A 19,841-nucleotide genomic window follows, 5' to 3' on the forward strand; every position below is an offset into this window, starting at 1 on the left:
ATTATGGAAAAAAAAGAATATCAAGCAAGTAATATTAAAGTTTTAAAAGGCTTAGAAGCGGTGCGAAAACGCCCCGGAATGTATATTGGCGATACAAACTCTGGTGGATTGCATCATATGATTTATGAAGTTGTGGATAACTCCGTAGATGAAGCTATGGCAGGGCATTGCGATAGAATCAATATTACACTCACAATGGAAGGCAGTGCGATTATTGAAGACAATGGACGCGGGATTCCCGTAGATATTCACCCAACTGAAAATCTCCCTGCTGCCACACTTGTGCTAACCACTCTTCACGCTGGAGGGAAGTTTGACCAAGATACTTATAAAGTCTCTGGAGGGTTACACGGGGTAGGTGTATCTGTGGTAAATGCCCTATCCAAAAAGCTTATTATGACGATTAAGAAAAATGGGCATATCTACCGCCAAGAGTTTGCACAAGGGATTCCACAAAGTGAGCTAGAGATTATCGGTGAGACAAAAGAGCACGGCACGACTATAGAATTTTACCCAGATGGTGAGGTAATGGAAGTGCTAGAGTTTGATTCGCAAATCCTTACTCGCAGATTCAAAGAAATGGCATATCTTAATCACAATATCACTATTCATTTTAAAGATGAACGCACAGGACAAGAAGAATCTTATCATTTTGATGGGGGTTTAAAGCAATTTATCCAAGATGTGAATACAAAGCCTTTAGTCTCTTCAATTATCAGCTTTGAAGCATTAGAGCAAGAAACTGAAGTAGAAATTGCCCTAGCTTATAATGAGGGCTATGATGAGAAAGTTTTAAGCTTTGTAAATAATATTAGAACGCCTGATGGTGGGACACACGAGGCGGGATTTAGAGCGGGGCTAAGCCGTGCGATTATGAATTATATTGAAGCTAACGCCAACGCACGAGAAAAAGATTCTAAAGTTACAGGTGATGATGTGCGTGAGGGGCTTGTAGCCATTATCTCTACAAAAGTCATTGATCCGCAGTTTGAGGGACAGACAAAAGGAAAGCTAGGTAGTGCGTTTGTAAAGCCCATAGTCCAAAAGCTCACTTATGAAAAACTTGCTAAATTCTTTGAAGAAAATCCAACAGAAGCTAGAATCATTATGCAAAAAGCCATTATGGCAGCTCGTGGGCGTGAAGCAGCAAAAAAAGCACGAGACCTTACACGCAAGAAAGAAAGCTTTTCAGTGGGGACATTACCGGGTAAGTTAGCAGATTGTCAAAGTAAGGATCCTAGAGAATCTGAAATTTATCTTGTAGAGGGTGATAGTGCTGGTGGTAGTGCAAAGCAAGGACGTGATAGAGCTTTTCAGGCTATTTTACCATTGCGTGGGAAGATTCTCAATGTGGAAAAATCTCGCCTTGATAAGATTTTAAAAAGTGATGAGATTAAAAATATGATTACCGCTTTTGGCTGTGGAATTGGCGATGAGTTTAATTTAGAGAAGCTCCGCTATCATAAAATTATCATTATGACAGATGCTGATGTCGATGGTAGCCATATCCAAACGCTTTTAATGACATTTTTCTATCGCTATTTAAAGCCTTTAGTAGAAAATGGACATATCTACATTGCCCAGCCCCCACTTTATCGCTACAAAAAGGGCAAGACAGAGATTTATCTCAAAGATGAAAGGGCGTTGAGTGAATATCTTGTAGAAAATGGTATTGGGAATTTTAGCTTTGAGGGTATTGGGAATAAAGAGCTTTTAGAAGTGCTGAAATTTATCGCTCATTATCGCTCTATCTTAAAAGAGCTTGAGAAACGCTATCCTATGATTGATGTGGTGCGTTATCTTGTGGAAAATGAGCGTTTAGATAATCTCGCTTTAAATGAGCTTAGCCAAAATATAGAATCTTATCTCCAAGCCAAAGAATGCAATATTTTAAATAAAATTACAAGTGAAGAGCAAATCACGCTGTATGTGCAGACAAAAGTAGGGCTTGTGGAGCTAGGCATTAATGATAGCTTGTTTATGGATAATTTCTTCCAAGAAGCACGATTTATTTATCAAAAAATCGCCGATAGGGATTTAGACTTTTTAAAGGGCGAAGATCTTATTGCGTTTTTAGAAAAGATTGAAGAGAGTGCGAAAAAAGATGCCTATATCCAACGCTACAAAGGCTTAGGAGAGATGAATCCAGATCAGCTGTGGGAAACCACAATGACACCCGCAAACCGCACACTTTTGCGTGTGAAGATTGATAATGATGCGGATACTGATGAGATTTTCACACTTTTTATGGGCGATGAGGTAGAGCCAAGACGAGCCTATATCCAAGAACACGCTAAAGATGTGAAGCACTTAGATGTGTGATTCACATCTTAAAATTGCCAAAAAGGCTTTAATCGCCTCTGCAATCATTAAGCTACTGCAAATTTGTATCTATCCTTTTTTAAGCTATTCAAGCGAAATTGTAGTGGCTTTTGTTATCTTTTTATGGATACTCCCTGCTATTCTTATGATGTATGGTTTTTTAAAATTATCCCTTGATAGGACAAAGACACTTTTTATCCTTGCGGTGTTATTTACCATTGTAGAAGAACATATCATAGGGAGTAATATTCTTGTCTTATTTTCTATGTTTGGCTGGATTGAATACGAAAATATATTCAGTAATTTGATCATTGCTATACTGAGCTTGATTTTCTTTAGTCCATATCTTTGGTATTTATCATTCCTTGCGGAGAGAAAAGCTCTAGCTATGCTCACTATTGCTTTGCCTTGGACTTTATTTTACCTTTGGCTATGCTTTTTTGATGTGGCAATGACAATGATACCTCAGAATCTATATGATTATGATTTAAATTTTATATCCATTGCGAAGATTCTCTATACATTGAATGTCTTATTCCTTAGCTTAACACTTATCCTTTTTATCTATGGGATATATCGCTTTAGATTTAAACAAGATATGAATAAAAGCTCACAAAGCTTTATAATAGGGCATTAAGAGCATTTAAATCCTTGTTTTAGAATCTTTGAAAGAATATAAAAAGCGATTCTAAGATTCTATTTTCACGCTTTTTAGAATCTCTCTTGTTACCTTTCTACCCATAACAAAAAAAAAACACTCATACAAAATATAATTTACTTTTAACACCTACAATGAATTTGTTATATTGATTTTAATATAACAAAAATCTTTCATTAAAGGAGTTCTTATGAACAAGTTTTTGGTTTCATTGGCTTTGGTTTCTAGTTTGAGTATAAGCTCTCTTATTGCAACAGAATCTAGCACATTAAATAAAACAGATTCTGAACTTCTTTTTGGCACAACACAAAATGTTAATGTAGCAGTGCTTAGTGAAAATGAGATGAAAGAGACTAAGGGAGAGTTTTGGGGTGCTGTAAGTGCAATTATTGCTGGTGCTGATTTGATATACAACATCGGCGAAGATAATAATTGGTGGTAATCCTACTTCTACTTTTTCTTTTCTCAAAGCCCTAAATACATCTTAAATATTTGGGGCTTGTATGTTTCTATGAAATGCGTTATCTAATAGTAAGGAGTAATACAAATGCGAGTAGCTAAAATTTTGTTTCTCACAAGCATATTTGTTTGCATTCATAGTATAGCCCTTGCAGATTCTCAAAACTCTAAGTTTTTTGGACAAGCGGGTATTGGCGGGGTGTATTATGACTTTGGGGGTGAAAATATCAGCAGTGCTGGAGCGTATGTAGGCGGTGAATTTGGCTGGGAGTTTTTCAATCGTGTGCATACGATTTTTGGCGTTCGCCTTGGCGGAGGACAGAGTAAAGCTTCACAAGTGCTTGGCGTTGCAGAATCTGCTGGCTTTGTGATTTCTGATCAGTATGTTAAGGTTGGTGTAAATATCGCAGGAGTGAATGCACCACTTTATATCAATCTTCTCACAGAGCGTAACAATCACGATAGCAAAAATGGCTTAAGTCGTCATCTTAGTTTGCTTGGAGCGGAGATTGAGGGGGCATTGCCACTAGGGAATGTCGCAAAGCTAGAGTATTCTGCGGGATATGCTTTTAGCACAGGGGATTCATCATATTCTATTGCGGAGAAAACCTCATATATTGAGAAAGATTTTTCCAAGAGTTATGTGTTAAGTGCGAGTGTGGGCTTTGTGCGGAATCTAAGCGATAGCACGGCTTTTTACACTAAGCTCATCGGCAAGTATCAAAATCTCAATGCTGCATATTATAGCGATAGCACACAGGGCTATCCAAGCTCTAGTAATCTCGTAGGAATGCTGGAATTTGGCTTTAGAGGATTGTAAAATGTCTATGCTTGGCTTTAGGCGTATTATAAGGAGTATTGTCTTTTTGGGCTTTGCTCCTTTGTGCCAAGCCTGTAAGTGTTGATGAAATTTTTACCAAAACTTCGCAATTTAAGATTCTAGGGAATCTTAGCTACATTAATATCCATCATTCACAGCTTGATGTCGTGCAAATGCCACAGCAAAATGGTAGTGTCATCAGTGTGCCTATTCATAGCAAACTACATCAAGATTATTTAAATTTTTCGCTTCAAGCTCGTTATGGCATTATGAAAAGAGTGGAAGTTTTTAGCACTTTAAATGCGTTTTGGCAGCAAAGCCTTTTTGAAATAAATCATAGCTTTAGCACACAGCAAAGGGCGGATTTTAACTCATTTGCATTAGGCTTTATCATTCAAGCAAAGCAAGAGGGGAGATTCCCCGCTTTACTTCTTGGAGGAAGTGCTGATGTAGCTAATAAGACATACTTGTCCCAAACACAAAGTGCGTGGCAGTATAGCAAGGGATATTCGGCTTTTGCCCTTAGCTTTTATACGATTGATCCGCTTGTGTTTTTGCTCCAAGCTAATGCAAGATTCAATCTCTCACAAGATTTTGAAAATATTCATTTGAATCAGGCTGATGTATATTCTCTTAGTCCAATAGTGTATTTTGCCATAAACCCATTTGTGTCGCTTAATGCTGGAGTGCGGTATCAATACAGCACAAGGGCTTATATGAATGATAGAATCCAAGCACAAAGCTCATCTGTGGGCTATATTTTTGGTGTGGCATATGAGATAAAATCCCGTCTCATTCTTTTTGCAAGTGCGGAAAGCTTCAATAGTGCGTTTTATTCAAGCGATACGCTTTCGCTTATGCTTTCATATAGAATCTAATGTATTATTTTAGAATCTTGTTGTTTTTGTGGCTTTTTGTAAGTGGGGCAAAGGCTCATTCACTCTATAATGAACCTTTCTATATCACAAAGCCTTTGCGTTCTTGGATTGAACTAAGAGATGAGAATCTCACGCGTCAAAAGTATGATTATAGTTGCGGGGCAGCTTCGCTTTCAAGTGTTATGAGTTATTTTTATGATGTGGAGGTAAGTGAGCGTGAGATTTTGGACTTTTTACTTTCGCATAAGGGCATTAGCACGGATAAAAAGCGTGAGATTGAAGTAGATAATGATCTAAGGGAAAAAGCTCATCTTTCTTTTAGTGATTTAGCACTTTTTGCACAAAGCAAGGGGTTTCGCACACAGGGCTTGGCTTTAGACTTTGAAACATTGACAAAATTGCAAATTCCAGTGATTATTTATGTCAATGTGCGAGATATGGAGCATTTTAGCGTATATAAAGGGACAGATTCTCATTATGTGTATTTGGCTGATCCAAGTTTAGGCAATATCAAAGTCAGCAAGGGGAAGTTTTTAGAGATGTTTTATCAACGCGATGATTTGACCTATCCGGGCAAGATTCTAGCGATTTTAAGCGATACGCATAAGGGTAATGATACATTTTTCACACATAAGACAAATACAATGATATATAAGGCTATACAGGATAAGGCTTTGGACTAAACTTGCAGAATCTTAAATCCCAAAAAGGAAGATTCTTGCCTTTAAGATTCTCTATCAAGTTTCATTTAGCCTACAAACCCGCTGATAATATCTCCCATTTTTTCACAGCCTATCAGCTTTGAATCTTTATCCATCATATCGCCTGTGCGATAGCCTTCTTTCAAGGCAAGATTCACCGCATTTCGCACCGCTTGTGCTTCTTGCTTTAGCCCAAATGAAAGCTCTAACATCATCGCCACGGATAAAATCGTGCCAATAGGATTTGCTTTGTCTTGTCCGGCAATATCCGGTGCGCTGCCGTGGATTGGCTCATATAGCCCTAAAGTGCCTTGAGAGAGTGAGGCAGAGGGGATTACGCCAATAGTGCCTGTGATGACACTTGCTTCATCGCTCAAAATATCCCCAAACATATTTTCCGTTAAAATCACATCAAAAGCACTAGGGACGCGGCAAATCTGCATTGCCGCATTATCCACATACATATGGCTTAGACTTACATCGGGATAATCTTTTGCCACATTTTCCACCACTTCACGCCATAAACGCGATGAGGCTAACACATTTGCCTTATCCACGGACACAAGGTTTTTCTTTCTTTTTTGTGCGATTTCAAAGCCTACTTTTGCGATAGATTCAATTTGAGATTGTGTATAGCTCATCTCATCGGTAGCGACTTTTTCGCCATTTCTCTCCTCACACAAATGCCTACCAAAATACGCTCCACCCACAAGCTCACGCACGATAACAAAATCAATACCTTTTTGTAAAATCTCGCTTTTTAGCGGACTAGCATTTTTTAGCTCCGGCAAAAGTGTGGCTGGGCGGATATTAGCAAATACACCTAGCTCCTTTCTAAGTCGTAAAAGGGCGGATTCTGGGCGGTTATGGCTTGGCTCTTTATCCCATTTTGGACCGCCAACCGCCCCTAGCAAAACGCTATCACTACTCTTACAAACTTCCAAGCTTTCCTTAGGCAAACACTCCCCACAAGCATCAATCGCACAGCCACCCGCTAAGACTTCCTTATACACAAACTCGTGCTTATATGCTTTTTTTATAGAATCTAACACCTTTAGGGCTTGTGTGATGACTTCTCTGCCGATACCATCGCCCTGTATTACTGCTATTTGTTTTTTCATTCTCTCTCCTTTGTTGCTGCGTTGTCTCTTGTGTGCTTTTGCGGGAGTCTGCAGTGTTGGCTCGGTCATTTGCGTTCAGCAAACTCCCTTCGCCTCCACTTTGACAACCCACAAAATCATCACAAGATACTTCCGCAGTAGTGTTTTTGTATGATTTAGCCATAGTGTGAAACATCTCTTTTAGAATCTAAGGTTTTAGAAATAAACCCAAACCTTACTTCTTATTCTTTGCTATCCAGTTCAAATACCCATTTGCATTGATAATCTCTTGTATAAAGGGCGGAAAGGGCGTTGTGCTAAAGCTTTTAGCACTTTTAGATTCTATAATCTCACCTTTATCAAAGTCAATGCTTACACTATCGCCATCTTGCAGGAAGTCTGCTATCTCTTCAGATTCAATAATCGCTAAGCCGATATTAATCGCATTGCGATAAAAGATTCTAGCAAAGCTTTTTGCGATAATGCAGCTTATGCCACTTGCCTTAATCGCAATTGGTGCGTGTTCTCGGCTACTCCCGCAGCCAAAGTTCCATCCGCCAACCATAATATCGCCGCTTCTCACCTTTTTCACAAAATCCTTATCAATATCCTCCATACAATGACTTGCAAGCTCCCTATGGTCTGCGGTGTTGAGATACCTTGCTGGAATAATCACATCAGTATCTACATTATCGCCGTATTTATGGATAAATCCTTGTGCTTTCATTTTCTTAATCTCCTTTTGCGAGTAATCCACATTACATAACATCTTGCGGGGAGCTTAGAATCCCCCTTACTGCACTAGCAGCCGCTACTTCAGGGGAGCTAAGATACACTTCGCTTGTAGTATGCCCCATTCTGCCTACAAAGTTGCGATTTGTGGTAGAGACGCATTTTTCATTTGCCGCTAAGATTCCCATATGTCCGCCAAGGCAAGGACCACAAGTAGGCGTAGATACTACCGCTCCAGCTTTGATAAAAGTCTCTAAATACCCACGATTAATACACTCTAAATAGATATGTTGCGTAGCGGGAATGATGATACAACGCGTATTTTTTGCTATTGTTTTATCCTTTAGAATATTTGCTGCCACTTCCATATCGCTTAGCCTACCATTGGTGCAAGAGCCGATGACAACTTGATCTATCTTTATCTCGCCCCACTGCTCTCTTTCTCTCGTATTTTCAGGCAAATGCGGAAATGCCACGGTGTGATCTATGGAATCTAGCTCAATATCAAAGACTTCTTCATACTCTGCATCTTCATCAGCCTTGTAGATTCTAAACTCCTTGCTCGTGCGTCCCTTAGCGTATTCAATCGTAATGTCATCAACTTCAAAAATACCATTTTTCGCTCCCGCTTCAATCGCCATATTCGCAATGCAAAGCCTATCATCAATGGTTAAGTTTTTTAGCCCTTCCCCGCTAAACTCCATACTTTTATACAACGCCCCATCAACGCCGATTTTACCGATGATATGTAAAATCACATCTTTGCCACTCACATAAGGGCGGAGTTTGCCTTTGAGATTAAACTTCATCGCCTTTGGGACTTTAAACCACGCCTCGCCTGTCGCCATACCCACAGCCATATCCGTGCTTCCAACCCCCGTGCTAAACGCGCCCAACGCCCCATAAGTGCAGGTGTGAGAATCTGCCCCGATAATCAAATCACCGATGGTTACAATGCCTTGTTCAGGCAAAAGGGCGTGTTCTACCCCCATATTCCCCACATCATAGTAATGCTTAATATCAAAGTCATTAGCAAAACAGCGGCATTGCTGAGATTGTGTAGCGGCTTTTATGTCCTTATTTGGTGCGAAGTGATCCATTACAAGTGAGATTTTGTTTTTATCAAAAACTTGTGTGAATTTAGCTTGTTTAAAGGCGTTGATTGCCACAGGCGTGGTAATGTCATTGCCTAGCACCATATCTAGCTTTGCTCGTATCAAATCATTTGCTTTGACAGATTTTAATCCCGCTCTATCAGCTAAGATTTTTTGACTCATTGTCATTCCCATATTTTGCTCCTTACTGATTGTTGTTTATCATTTTGTAATGTCTCTAAATACTCTTGCATAGGCAGTGTATCTACCTTTGCACTAAAGATAGCAAAAGATTCCAAAATCTCGCAGCCACAATACTTAAACGCACTTGTGAGTGGGCTTAAAATCGTATTAAGGCTATATCCGTGATGCCCATCATAGCTATCTTTTGCCCCGCCTAAAGTCGTAATGATTTGAAACTTTTTGCCTTGCAGTAGCTTAGAATCTTTGCCATATAAAATATGTGTCAAAACCCTATCCTGCCACTCTTTCATAAGCGCAGGTGTGCTAAACCAAAACAGCGGAAATTGAAAGATGATTTTTTGTGAATCTTTGAGTAATGCCACTTCATTTTCGGCATTTATCACGCCGTCTTTATAGCTCTCATTGAGATTGTGAATCTTCACATTTGAGAGTGTTTTAGCAGATTCTAATAACGCCCTATTGACTTTAGAATCTTTCCAAAATGTGTGTGAAAAAATAAGTAGTGTTTGCATACAAGCTCCTTTTGTTGATGTAAATGCTCTAAATGATGATACCTTATTTGCAAGGGTAAAGTATCGTGTTTAGCATTAGGCAATGTCTTCTCATTAATATACTCTTTTAGTTAAAATATATCTTTAAAATTTTGTTGAGGTTGTTGTGTTTTTTTTACGAAGGTTAAAAAGATACACATCGCCTTCAAATTCTTTAAATATGAGACTTACTAGGTGCCTTAGAATATCGTCTTGATGTTTTTTATAAATATCATATTCAACGGATACAAAACCAAACCAGATTCTATTTTTTTTGTTGTTTTCTAGACAACTTAAACTCATTCCTATCTGCTGGTAAAGCACATCTTCCGTATAGTAATGCGTATGCGGTGTTGTTTTAGTTGTTGTAACTATATGTCCGGGATTATATCCATTACCATTATAAACACCGGGTATATAGGTGCTGTTGCTAGTTGTATTAAAGGTTGTGTGGCTTCTCGCGTGTTTTTGTAAGTATGTATGTGGAACAAAGGTTATAAAACAGCGTGTATCAACCCGTTCTATGTTGAATCCAGTAATGAAATAACCCTCTTCCACCATAATTTGTCCCAGCAAAAGGATAGATTTTTTCTCTGCTATGTTGAGGTCTTGTTTGTAAAATATTGTGAGCGGTTCTTGCATATTAAAGTTTGCTTGGGGATCAATCTGCAGAATAATATACACTGCTACACGCAGAAAAAGCAAAGCAAATAAGAAAAAGCAAGGTAGAAGAGTAGAGCTTTTTCTGCATATAAGATCCTAATATTAACATTTATTCTAATGCACGATTTAACGCACTGACTAACGCATACACTGAAGCTTTGATAATATCATTATCAATCCCCGCTCCAAAGTATTTTTTACCATTAGATTCAATCTGCACATAGGCTATCGCCTTAGCATTTGAGCCATTTTTCAAAGCGTGTTCGCTGTAATCTAGTATATCAAAGCTTAGGTTTAAATGCTCTCTTAACGCATTTGCCACGCTATCAAGTCGCCCATTTCCTTTAGAATCTATGCTCTTTTTTTGCGGTTTGACTAGCTCTATACGCACTTCGCATTCATTTTCTTTTGTCTCAAAAGCAAACTCACCTATCTCTAAAAACTCCGCAACATTCACAAAATCCTTTTCAAAAATCGCACATATCTCACTTGGGCTAAGCTCCTTATGTGCTTTATCCGAAATATCCTTAATATAGTAGGAAAACTCCTCTCTAAAAAGTGGCGGCAAGTTCGCCCCATAATGCTCGTGCAAAATGTAGGCAATACCGCCCTTACCGCTTTGTGAGTTTATGCGTATCACATCGCTTTCATACACTCGCCCCACATCTTGCGGGTCAAGCGGGAGATAAGGCACACTCCAAGTGCTAAGATTTTTCTCTTTGTGATACGCCATACCTTTTGCAATAGCGTCTTGATGAGAGCCAGAAAAGGCGGCAAAGACAAGCTTTCCGGCATAGGGTTGGCGTTCATAGACTTGCATTTTGGTTACAGATTCATACACATCGCAAATTTGGGGGAGATTGCTAAAATCAAGTTTGGGATCTACGCCGTGTGTGGTGAGATTTAACGCTAGGGTGATAATATCCACATTCCCTGTGCGTTCGCCATTGCCAAAAAGTGTGCCTTCAATCCTATCTGCCCCCGCTAAGATTCCAAGCTCCGCACTCGCTACCGCACAGCCCCTGTCATTATGCGGGTGCAAGGATATAAGCACATTTTCCCTATGCAAAAGATTCTTACTCATAAACTCCACTTGTTGTGCGTAAATATGAGGCAAACTCATCTCAACTGTGGCAGGGAGATTCAAAATAAACTTTTGCTCTTTTGTGGGCTTAAAAATATCAATCACAGCATTGCTGACTTCAAGGGCGTAGTCAATCTCTGTGCCACTAAAACTTTCTGGCGAGTATTCAAAGAAAAAGTTGCCCTCTGTCTCTTGTGCCATTTGCTTCACGCATAACGCCCCATCAATAGCGATTTTTTTTACTTCATCTTTTGACTTTCTAAAGACTTGCTCCCTTTGGGCGTAAGAAGTTGAGTTATAAAAATGCACCACCGCATTAGGACAGCCTTGTAATGCTTCAAAAGTGCGTTTGATGATATGCTCTCTTGCTTGGGTAAGCACCTGCAAACGCACATCTTTTGGGATTAGATTCTGCTCTATTAAAGTGCGTAAAAAGCGGTATTCGGTTTCACTCGCTGCGGGGAATCCAACCTCAATATCTTTAAAGCCAATTTGCAGCAGGAGTTTAAAAAATGTGATTTTTTCTTCCAAGCTCATAGGGGTGATTAGGGCTTGATTCCCATCGCGTAAATCCACGCTACACCATAAAGGTGCGGACTCTATATACTCTTTTTTGCTCCATTCTAAATACGATTTAGAATCTTTGTTAGAATCTGGGGGCATAAAATAGCCGCGTTTGTATTTCTTGTGATTCATAAAAACTCCTTGTAAATTTGCTGCAAAGGCTTAAAAAGCCCTTTGATTGTAGCAATAAAAAATACAAAAATAATAAAAATTTTCTACAAAATAAGCAAAAGTTGCAAAGAATAGAAAATTTGGAATCTTTCTAGCGAGTTTTTATAGAATCTTGTTTAGTTTTAGCTCTGTTCTTGGTTCATTTTAGCCTTTTTAGCTTAAGCTTCTTGGCTAGATTCTGCCTTTTTGATAATCCACCCCTTTTGGCTTGGGAGTATGGCATATCGCTCCGCAGTGTGTAGGTCAAAGACATAGCATTCGCTGCTTTCAAGTCTGCTTCGCTCCACCGGAATGACTTTGAGCCTATCTTTTACTTCCTGCATATCTTCACACATTGCGCTAAATCCGCACATCATCAACTTATACCGCATAAGATTCCTTTACTAAAATTTTAGTGTAATATTGCCATTTTATTTTTACGCGATTTTAAAGCCACAAGCGAAAAAGATAGTTAGAAAAAGATAGAGATAAAAAAATAAGTAAAGTTTTGAATAGGTTTTGAAAAAAAGGGAGGACTATAAAGATTCTAGCCCAGATGATTCTAGGCTTTTGCTTTTTAGATTCAATGTGGGTTGATTTAGAATCTTAGTTTCTACTATTTCGTATATACCAGTTCATCTCCTACCAAATATGCTTCTATATCACCTTGTGTAAGATAAGATCTGGTTTGTGTAAGATGTGGTTTCTCTCCTCCCCACCAATTCCAACCCATATTGCTCGAAAATATAAGTGTTCCAAATGGAAAAACAAATGGATCAAGGTATGCCCACCAATTAATATGTGTTTTTATCTCTTTTCTTGCGATTTCTTTGCCATTTTTCTTAAAGACAAGCACATATTTTGAAGCTTTATTTTCTGGTGTTCTTGCAGTAAGTCTTGCAGTGGTAGGTGTTGTATTTCTTTCCAAGCCTTGTGCAAATTTCTCATCCATATTTCTCATCCATATATTGAGAGCTTGTTTTTTCTCTTAGTTCTTGTTTCGCTTGATCTCCATCGGCAGCACATTGACTATAACTTCCATTAAGGGCTGCTCCATAGCAGCTAGTATTTGCTATGTTTCTTAGATTGTTTCTTCTTTCTTTATCCATTTCTTGTGCTTTAAAATATCCTAAATCTTCCTTGCTCTTGAGAAGTTCGCCTCTGTTGTATAGTTCTACTTCTAGTCCTGCTGGTTCTGTAACAATTTGTATTTCGCCACGATAGTATTTTGAGGCATTCCAATTTAATATCCCCTCTCCGGCTTTTGGTGCTCTTCCGGTATTACCATATTTGTCTTCATTAAATCCAGTCATAAAATTGCTACATCCACTTGGTCCAAACATCACTCCGCAGAATAAAATAAATGCCAAGATTCTCATCTATTCCCCCTTAGTTTCCACATACAGCGGCGACTTGCTGATTGAGCGATTGATTTGTCTTGCCCATTTGAGAAAGGACATTCCAAATATATGGCTCTACGCCCTTGCAGTAGGAGAATCCTTTGAATCTAAGATTAGCATTATCCCCTAGCTCTTCTTCCATATCTTGCAATGTGCCTGCAAGTGAATCATAATCCGCCACGCCAAAAGCCATTGTCTTAATCACATCAAACAATCCCCTAGCTCCATATACATCGCCGCTTTTTTCAAGCTCTTGGCGTTGGAATTCTTTCTCTGCGATGAGACAAATATCAGTATTCTTAAAATGCTGATAGCAATGCCCTTTTACTCCATTTGCCCACGCTCCGCATACGCCAAGCGACAAAGCAAAAACAATTGGTAGAAAGGTAGCTTAATCCTACAAAAAAAAAAAAAAAACAACTTTTAAATCTTGGGATAAAAAGTGTAAAGCAAGGGTAAGTTTGTGGCAAAAAGCATTTGCTATAAAGGTTTTGTGGTGAAAAAAGCTTAGATTCTAGTTTAGAATCTAAGAAATGTGAAAAGCATAGAATCTGCTAGAGTTTTTGGGGTTTTAAGCCTTATTTTTCACTCTCAAAAATAAAAGGCACACTTTTAATCCCCGCTTCCATAGCCTTTTGATTAAGACGCATAGTGTCTTTGATGTCAATATTAATAAAGCTTGAAGGCACTTTGGAATTTGGCGTATAGACTTCTTGCAAAAGGGCGAGTTTTTGCTTATTATCTTTCATATCGGCTGCCCTTTCTCGTAGCATACTTGCCTTCAAAGGTGAATCTTTACCCACAAAGCCCACAATCAGCATATAGACATTAGAATCTGCTAGGTGTTTATCAATGTTTTTTAGCTCTTTTTGACAGCTTGGGCAGTTGGGGTCGGAGATAATGTAGGTGATTTTTTTACTATTTTTGTTTTTAGATTCTAAAATGATGTAGTCATCTTTGGGAATCTGCTTAAAAAATTTGCTTAGCTTTTCATCATCTGGGGTGTCGTTTTGCGTTTGTTTAATGAGCGAGCCTACCGCTCCCATATCCTCATTATTGCTAGAGAAAAAGACATTTGACACGCCAATAATCGCCCGTCCATCGCTACTTGCAAAAATCGGCACTTGCATTTTGCCTACTTCAATCAGCACGAGCTTAATGTTTGGCGTGGATTTAAGATCTTGGATTTTTAGGATTTTTGCGTTTTGTTTAGTGCTAGACTTGATTGTCTCTTGCAGGGTTTGCTCAAAACTCGCTGCCAAAGCAAGACTAGAAACAAAGCTAGAGACAAGGCTAAGAGAGAGAAGAATCTTTTTCATCTATATCCTTTGTGAAGTAAATTTGGGCTAAGATTCTATAATGTTTTCACAAATACAAAGGCAAATGATGAAGGGCGTAAAGATTCTAAGCTCAAAGCACTATCCTTATACATATAAGTTTTTTAAACACAAAAATTTTAAATCTAGCTCCTACAAGGCGTGTCGTAATATATTTGTTTTAGGGCTTGGCTCAAATATGGCTTTGAAAAATAGGGGTAGTGTGGAGATTTTAGAATCTGCTTTTACTTGGCTAGATTCACACCCACGCATTCGTATTTTACAAAGCTCTCCTATTTGGCGTAATCCACCTTTTGGCTTTGCGTTGCAAAATGACTTTTATAATGCGGTGTTGGTGTGTGAGAGTGATTTAAGTTTGGTAGAAATATTTGGGCTTATGTTTTATATGGAAAGACGCTTTGGGCGTGGGCGTAAAAGGGCGTTTAAAAATGCTCCACGCACACTAGATGTGGATTTAATTTTATTTAATACTTTGAATCTGCAATGGAAGCATTTGTATGTGCCACATAGATTCTACACGCAAAGGAGTTCAGTAATGCTACCGATGAGCTTTATAGAATCTTTGTGTTAGATTCTATGTTTTTATGGGTGGGTGCAAAAATAAGATTTAGTTTTTTATTTTTTTTACAAGGGGGAGGGGCTTGAATTTACAAGTGTGGATTAGTGCTTACGCACGAATGCGAAGTCGGCTCGTGGTCGTGCCACTCGCTCCCCCTTATATATCCCCCACCCCGACAACGCTTTACAAGGTTTGCGTTTCACGCGATTTAATTTTACACGCTTAAGGGCGTGCCTTAAGCGTAGCTAACTATAGGGGAATTGTGTAGTTTAGAGATTCTAGACTGCATAAAGACACCAAAGAGACAATGCGGAAGCTAGAATCTAAAACACAAGCAGTTCGCGTTTTAAGCGGTTAAGAGAATCAATTTGTGCCTTAAGCTTATCAATCTCAACATCAATTTGTGCGAGTAAATCAAAGCTAAGATGTTCGGGCATATCCTGTGAGCCGCGTTTAATCATTATATAATCCACAAGCGAGATTTTAGCAATATTAAGCAAGATATTAATGTCGTCGCGTATGTCTTCTATGCTTTTAAAAATTTCATCTATTTTTTCCCACATTTTCATTCCTTTGTGTTGGTTTAGGCTTATTTTAGTCCTGCACTGATGAGTGTATGCAAGTGTATCGCACCTTGTATGTGTTTGTGCTTATCTGTGATGACAAGGAGCTGAATCTTATTATCTTCCATCATTTTGAGTGCATCATAGGCTAGAATATCGGGCGTATCGCATACTTTTGGATTTTGCGTAGCGTAAGCACCGACTTGAGATTCTAAGCTAAAGTCTTGCTTCATCATTGCACGTCTTAAATCCCCATCGCTTAAAATCCCCCAAATCACATTATCTTTAGCAATAATGGCATTGCCAAGTCGCTTTTGGCTCATAATGATAATAGCTTGAGATAGGGGCATTTCTGGCGGGATAATAGGCAAATCCTGCGTTTGCATTAAGTCTTTAAGCTTGACAAAAAGCTGTTTGCCTAACGCTCCGCCGGGGTGAAAAGAGGCAAAATTTTCCGCCTTAAATGCTCGTCTTTTCATAAGGCACACGGCTAACACATCGCCAAGGGCAAGGGTAAGCGTTGTGGAGCTTGTGGGGGCGATATTAAGCGGACAGGCTTCACGCGTAATGCTGATGTCTAAAAAATAATCGCCCAAAGCGGATAAGGGTGAGAGTTTGTCTCTGCTCATTGTGATGATAGTATTACCAAAGCGTTTGATATGCGGAATAATGCTAAGGAGTTCTTCGCTTTTCCCACTATAACTAATGGCAAGGAGAATGTCATCTTTTTGTAACATTCCCAAATCCCCGTGCAGTGCTTCTGTGGGGTGTAAGAACACGCTTGGTGTGCCTGTGCTTGAAAGCGTGGCAGAGATTTTTGCACCAATAAGCCCACTTTTGCCTACACCGCATACCACAAGCTTCCCACGAGAATGAAAAATCTTTTCCACAATCGCTTCAAGCTCCGCTCCATTTATGCGTTTTATAGCTTCAAGCAGGGCTTGAGATTCTATCTCTAGCACTTTTTTTGCAATCTCTGTGTAGTTTAGCTTTTGCATTTGGTCCCTTTTTGTTCCATATTAGAATCTTGGCGATTTATACAACATAAATCATCGGCACAATGGTTGGATATTTTTTGACTTTTTTGAAAATATGTCGCTTGAATGTGTTATGCACTTCATTTTCAAGATTCTTCGCATTAAAGCCATCTGTCTTGAAGTTTTTCACCACAAATTCAAGCGTGTCATTCATCTCTTTTTCAAAGCCTTTATCTTCCTTGTCCGCTACAAGTCCGTAGCTTGTGATTTTTGTCTCCAAAATCTTGCGATCCTTACTGATTTTAGCTGAAATAATCACAATGCCATCACTTGCTAAAGCCTGTCTGTCAAGCACGACATCATTTTCAATTTGGCGGTTGATTTGATTATCAATGTAAGTTTTGCCATTTTTGACACTGCGGACTTTTTTCATATAGTTGGGATTGACTTCTATTTGATCGCCATCTTCCATAAGCAGGATATTTTTTTCCATTACTCCACAAGCAATGGCAGTTTGCTTATGTCTAGCGATATGATTGTATTCTCCGTGCACAGGCAGGAAGAATTTTGGCTTCACAAGTCGTAGCATTAGCTTTTGCTCTTCTTGTGCGGCGTGTCCGCTTACGTGAATCTCGCTAAAGTCTTGGTAAGCCACTTTCGCTCCGGCTTTCATAAGGAAATTAAGCACGGTAGAAACTGAGCCTTCATTACCCGGAATGGCTTTAGCAGAGATAATCACCATATCACTTGGCTTAATTTTAATATGTCTATGCTCATCTGTCGCCATACGATATAACGCACTCATTGTCTCGCCTTGAGAGCCTGTCGTTACAATCAATACTTCTTCATCGGGGTATTTTTCCACTTCGTGTGCTTCAATAAAAATATTTTGTGGCAAGTCAATGTAGCCTAGCTCTCTAGCAAGTTCAAGATTCTTCTCCATTGATCGCCCAATGACGGCGACTTTGCGGTTGTATTTTAGCCCGTGAGTTATGGCTTGATACACGCGATGAATATTTGAAGAGAATGTGCTCATAATCACACGCCCTTGGGCTTGTTTGAATAATGTCTCAAATGTCGGTCCTACACTCGCTTCGCTGGGCGTTACTCCGCTGCGATGGGAGTTTGTAGAATCACTAAGTAAGAGCATAACGCCTTCTTCGCCATAATGAGCTAGGCGGTGCAAATCGGTGGGGAGATTATCCACAGGGGTGTGGTCTATCTTAAAATCGCCGGTGTGGATAATCACTCCTGCTTCTGTGCGTATGGCAAGGGCGGAAGCATCAATGATTGAATGCGTGATATTAATCCACTCTACTTCAAATGCACCGATCTTTATGGGTTTGCGTTTTTCAACGATTTTGAAAAATGAGCGGAATTTTTTTAGCCCGTGCTCATCAAACTTGCTGCCTATCATACCAAGCGGAAGTGGTGTGCCATAGATAGGAAATTGTAAGAGTTTGAAAAGATAAGGCACAGCCCCTATGTGGTCTTCGTGTGCGTGAGTGATAATCACCGCGGCAATTTTATCTTTAATCGCAAAAAGATAGCTAAAATCTGGCACGAGAATATCCACGCCGTGCATATCTTCATTAGGGAAGCTCATACCCACATCAATGACGATAGCCGAATCTTGTGTTTCAATCACGGTGATATTGCCACCAATTTCGCCAAGCCCACCAAGTGGTGTGATACGCACACTTGCTTTTGTGTTGAGATTAAGCTTGTTGTGGGCATTAAGGCTTTGGCGTTGGATTTTCTCATTTGCTTCCACACCTCGTTTTAAATCTTTGTGTAAGCCTAGATTGCCTTTTTCATTCACATCTCTTACTTCGCGGATTCCATTTATGCTCTCATCATTTTGGGCTTTGTTGTGTTGGGCGTGGGGATTTTTGCCTTGCCATCGTCTTTTTTCAAAGTTCTTTTGCCCTTGATTTGCATTGCTTTGCGTGTCAGTTTGTGCATTGCCCTGCGTGTTTGCGTAATTTTTAGAATCTCGTTGCTTGAAGCGATTGTGAAAATTCTTTGCTTGATTTTGGCTAGATTCTGTAGAATCTGAAGTCATATCATTGGCTTGTTCCTCTGGGCTTTTTTTCTTAAATCTATCTGTGAATTTACTGAACCTGCTGACTTGGCTACTCTGCTCTGGTGTTTTTTTCTCCATTGTTTCTTTCTCCTGCATTATCATTTCCTTTTTTGAGAGTGTTTAAAATATGGTGAAAACTTTCTGTCTTTACTTCGTGCGCTCTTGCATTTGGCTTCACATTTGCAGATTCTAAAGCTAACTCAATGCTTCTTTTATCAAAGGATAAAGAAAGATTTTTAGCAAGTGTTTTGCGTGGTGAGCAAAAGGCAAGTTTTAAAAAAGCTTCCAAATCACAGAGAGAGAAATCCGCATTTCCCTGTAATGGATTTTTATGTATCACAAAGACTGATGAGGTTACTTTGGGTATAGGGGAGAATGCTTCCTTTGGCACATCAAAAAGCAATTCTGCTGTGCCTAAACTCTCAACTAAAACGCTTAAAGCACAAAACTCTTTTTCGCCACTTTTGGCACAGAACTTTTGTGCGACTTCCTTTTGTGTCATTACGATAAAGCCACGACAGAATCTATCACGCAAAAGACGCACGATAATATGTGTGGCGATGTAATAAGGAAGATTTGAGACAACCTTATACTCTTGTGTGTGTAACCACGCTTGTTGTGATGGGCGATTTAAAACATCTTCATAAATGATGTGTAACCGCCCACTCTCTATTTGTTTAGAAAATTTTTCATCAAGTAAAGAACATAAGTCTAAATCGACTTCATAGGCTATCAAGGATTCTATTTTCAATAGCTCTTGTGTCAAATCACCCAAGCCAACCCCAATTTCAACGCACTGAATAGGCAAAGTGGGAATGGATTGGACAATTTTATGAATATAGTGAGAATCTTGCAAGAAATTCTGTCCTAAACGCTTTTTGGCGTGATGTGCAAGATTCTGCATTTGCTCAAAGCCCTAACCTTTATTTTAGAAAAATCAATTATAGTAAAAATATGCAA

General features: G+C 39.2%; 24 protein-coding genes. 8 read left to right on the top strand and 16 right to left on the bottom strand.

Annotated features, from left to right (window positions below; genetic code table 11):
* The first annotated feature begins 3 nt into the window (after positions 1-3).
* From gyrB to LS74_RS02800, 6 genes are all read left to right on the top strand, one after another.
* Entirely contained in the window at positions 4-2,322 is a 2,319-nt protein-coding gene (gene gyrB / locus LS74_RS02775; RefSeq protein ID WP_034587287.1) for a DNA topoisomerase (ATP-hydrolyzing) subunit B, read from the top strand.
* Positions 2,315-2,959 (top strand): hypothetical protein, encoded by a 645-nt coding sequence (locus LS74_RS02780; protein ID WP_034587289.1) that lies wholly within the window; start codon positions 2,315-2,317, stop codon positions 2,957-2,959. The genes gyrB and LS74_RS02780 overlap by 8 nt, the downstream gene beginning before the upstream one ends.
* 211 nt (positions 2,960-3,170) lie before the next feature.
* On the top strand, positions 3,171-3,422 hold the full coding sequence (locus tag LS74_RS02785; protein ID WP_034587290.1) for a hypothetical protein: 252 nt from the start codon (positions 3,171-3,173) through the stop codon (positions 3,420-3,422).
* A 105-nt stretch (positions 3,423-3,527) separates the two neighbouring features.
* On the top strand, positions 3,528-4,259 hold the full coding sequence (locus tag LS74_RS02790; protein WP_034587291.1) for a hypothetical protein: 732 nt from the start codon (positions 3,528-3,530) through the stop codon (positions 4,257-4,259).
* A gap of 38 nt (positions 4,260-4,297) precedes the next feature.
* The gene (locus LS74_RS02795) at positions 4,298-5,137 is read left to right on the top strand and encodes a hypothetical protein (protein WP_138128780.1); all 840 of its coding nucleotides are present in this window, start codon (positions 4,298-4,300) and stop codon (positions 5,135-5,137) included.
* Entirely contained in the window at positions 5,137-5,820 is a 684-nt protein-coding gene (locus LS74_RS02800; protein ID WP_034587292.1) for a C39 family peptidase, read from the top strand. Before LS74_RS02795 ends, LS74_RS02800 begins: the two co-directional genes overlap by 1 nt.
* Before the next feature lie 65 nt (positions 5,821-5,885).
* Here LS74_RS02800 and leuB read toward each other — a convergent pair whose 3' ends face one another.
* The 12 genes from leuB to LS74_RS02860 all read right to left on the bottom strand — a co-directional run bounded on the left by leuB (position 5,886) and on the right by LS74_RS02860 (position 14,678).
* Positions 5,886-6,959, bottom strand: coding sequence for a 3-isopropylmalate dehydrogenase (gene leuB, locus LS74_RS02805; protein ID WP_004088815.1), 1,074 nt, complete (start codon positions 6,957-6,959; stop codon positions 5,886-5,888).
* Positions 6,862-7,122 (bottom strand): hypothetical protein, encoded by a 261-nt coding sequence (locus tag LS74_RS02810; protein ID WP_138128782.1) that lies wholly within the window; start codon positions 7,120-7,122, stop codon positions 6,862-6,864. Before LS74_RS02810 ends, leuB begins: the two co-directional genes overlap by 98 nt.
* A gap of 51 nt (positions 7,123-7,173) precedes the next feature.
* On the bottom strand, positions 7,174-7,665 hold the full coding sequence (leuD, locus tag LS74_RS02815) for a 3-isopropylmalate dehydratase small subunit (RefSeq protein ID WP_138128784.1): 492 nt from the start codon (positions 7,663-7,665) through the stop codon (positions 7,174-7,176).
* Positions 7,666-7,696: 31 nt separating this feature from the next.
* Positions 7,697-8,959 carry a 3-isopropylmalate dehydratase large subunit gene (gene leuC / locus LS74_RS02820; protein ID WP_034589164.1) on the bottom strand — a complete coding sequence of 421 codons (1,263 nt, stop codon included), beginning with the start codon at positions 8,957-8,959 and terminating at the stop codon, positions 7,697-7,699.
* Complete coding sequence (locus LS74_RS02825; RefSeq protein ID WP_034589167.1) at positions 8,950-9,480, bottom strand: NAD(P)H-dependent oxidoreductase; 531 nt, start codon at positions 9,478-9,480, stop codon at positions 8,950-8,952. Before LS74_RS02825 ends, leuC begins: the two co-directional genes overlap by 10 nt.
* 123 nt (positions 9,481-9,603) lie before the next feature.
* On the bottom strand, positions 9,604-10,140 hold the full coding sequence (locus LS74_RS02830) for a hypothetical protein (protein WP_034589170.1): 537 nt from the start codon (positions 10,138-10,140) through the stop codon (positions 9,604-9,606).
* 130 nt (positions 10,141-10,270) lie between these two features.
* Positions 10,271-11,941 carry a 2-isopropylmalate synthase gene (locus LS74_RS02835; RefSeq protein ID WP_138128788.1) on the bottom strand — a complete coding sequence of 557 codons (1,671 nt, stop codon included), beginning with the start codon at positions 11,939-11,941 and terminating at the stop codon, positions 10,271-10,273.
* 197 nt (positions 11,942-12,138) lie between these two features.
* Positions 12,139-12,351, bottom strand: a complete 213-nt coding sequence (locus LS74_RS02840; RefSeq protein ID WP_034589415.1) for a hypothetical protein — start codon at positions 12,349-12,351, stop codon at positions 12,139-12,141.
* Between the two features lie 224 nt (positions 12,352-12,575).
* Positions 12,576-12,911, bottom strand: coding sequence for a hypothetical protein (locus tag LS74_RS02845; protein WP_034589413.1), 336 nt, complete (start codon positions 12,909-12,911; stop codon positions 12,576-12,578).
* On the bottom strand, positions 12,904-13,338 hold the full coding sequence (locus tag LS74_RS02850; RefSeq protein ID WP_034589411.1) for a hypothetical protein: 435 nt from the start codon (positions 13,336-13,338) through the stop codon (positions 12,904-12,906). Before LS74_RS02850 ends, LS74_RS02845 begins: the two co-directional genes overlap by 8 nt.
* A 10-nt stretch (positions 13,339-13,348) precedes the next feature.
* A complete protein-coding gene (locus LS74_RS02855) occupies positions 13,349-13,723 on the bottom strand; it encodes a hypothetical protein (protein ID WP_034589409.1) in 375 nt (124 codons plus the stop codon).
* A 214-nt stretch (positions 13,724-13,937) separates the two neighbouring features.
* Positions 13,938-14,678 carry a DsbA family protein gene (locus LS74_RS02860; protein WP_034587950.1) on the bottom strand — a complete coding sequence of 247 codons (741 nt, stop codon included), beginning with the start codon at positions 14,676-14,678 and terminating at the stop codon, positions 13,938-13,940.
* A gap of 64 nt (positions 14,679-14,742) precedes the next feature.
* Here LS74_RS02860 and folK point away from each other — a divergent pair, with 64 nt between their 5' ends.
* Both folK and LS74_RS10875 read left to right on the top strand, forming a co-directional pair.
* Positions 14,743-15,267 (top strand): 2-amino-4-hydroxy-6-hydroxymethyldihydropteridine diphosphokinase, encoded by a 525-nt coding sequence (gene folK / locus LS74_RS02865; RefSeq protein ID WP_138128810.1) that lies wholly within the window; start codon positions 14,743-14,745, stop codon positions 15,265-15,267.
* 70 nt (positions 15,268-15,337) lie between these two features.
* Positions 15,338-15,481 (top strand): hypothetical protein, encoded by a 144-nt coding sequence (locus tag LS74_RS10875; protein ID WP_167480463.1) that lies wholly within the window; start codon positions 15,338-15,340, stop codon positions 15,479-15,481.
* A 97-nt stretch (positions 15,482-15,578) separates the two neighbouring features.
* Here LS74_RS10875 and LS74_RS02870 read toward each other — a convergent pair whose 3' ends face one another.
* Genes LS74_RS02870 through rsmA form a run of 4 tightly spaced genes read right to left on the bottom strand, consistent with a single transcriptional unit; the run spans position 15,579 to position 19,785 of the window.
* The gene (locus tag LS74_RS02870) at positions 15,579-15,818 is read right to left on the bottom strand and encodes a DUF2443 family protein (RefSeq protein WP_002956042.1); all 240 of its coding nucleotides are present in this window, start codon (positions 15,816-15,818) and stop codon (positions 15,579-15,581) included.
* A 26-nt stretch (positions 15,819-15,844) separates the two neighbouring features.
* On the bottom strand, positions 15,845-16,816 hold the full coding sequence (locus tag LS74_RS02875) for a KpsF/GutQ family sugar-phosphate isomerase (protein ID WP_034587945.1): 972 nt from the start codon (positions 16,814-16,816) through the stop codon (positions 15,845-15,847).
* A 37-nt stretch (positions 16,817-16,853) separates the two neighbouring features.
* Complete coding sequence (locus LS74_RS02880; RefSeq protein ID WP_084584292.1) at positions 16,854-18,977, bottom strand: ribonuclease J; 2,124 nt, start codon at positions 18,975-18,977, stop codon at positions 16,854-16,856.
* Complete coding sequence (gene rsmA, locus LS74_RS02885) at positions 18,931-19,785, bottom strand: 16S rRNA (adenine(1518)-N(6)/adenine(1519)-N(6))-dimethyltransferase RsmA (protein ID WP_034587941.1); 855 nt, start codon at positions 19,783-19,785, stop codon at positions 18,931-18,933. Before rsmA ends, LS74_RS02880 begins: the two co-directional genes overlap by 47 nt.
* Positions 19,786-19,841 lie beyond the last annotated feature (56 nt).

The sequence above is a fragment of the Helicobacter magdeburgensis genome, assembly GCF_000765825.2.
Lineage (GTDB): Bacteria > Campylobacterota > Campylobacteria > Campylobacterales > Helicobacteraceae > Helicobacter_C > Helicobacter_C magdeburgensis.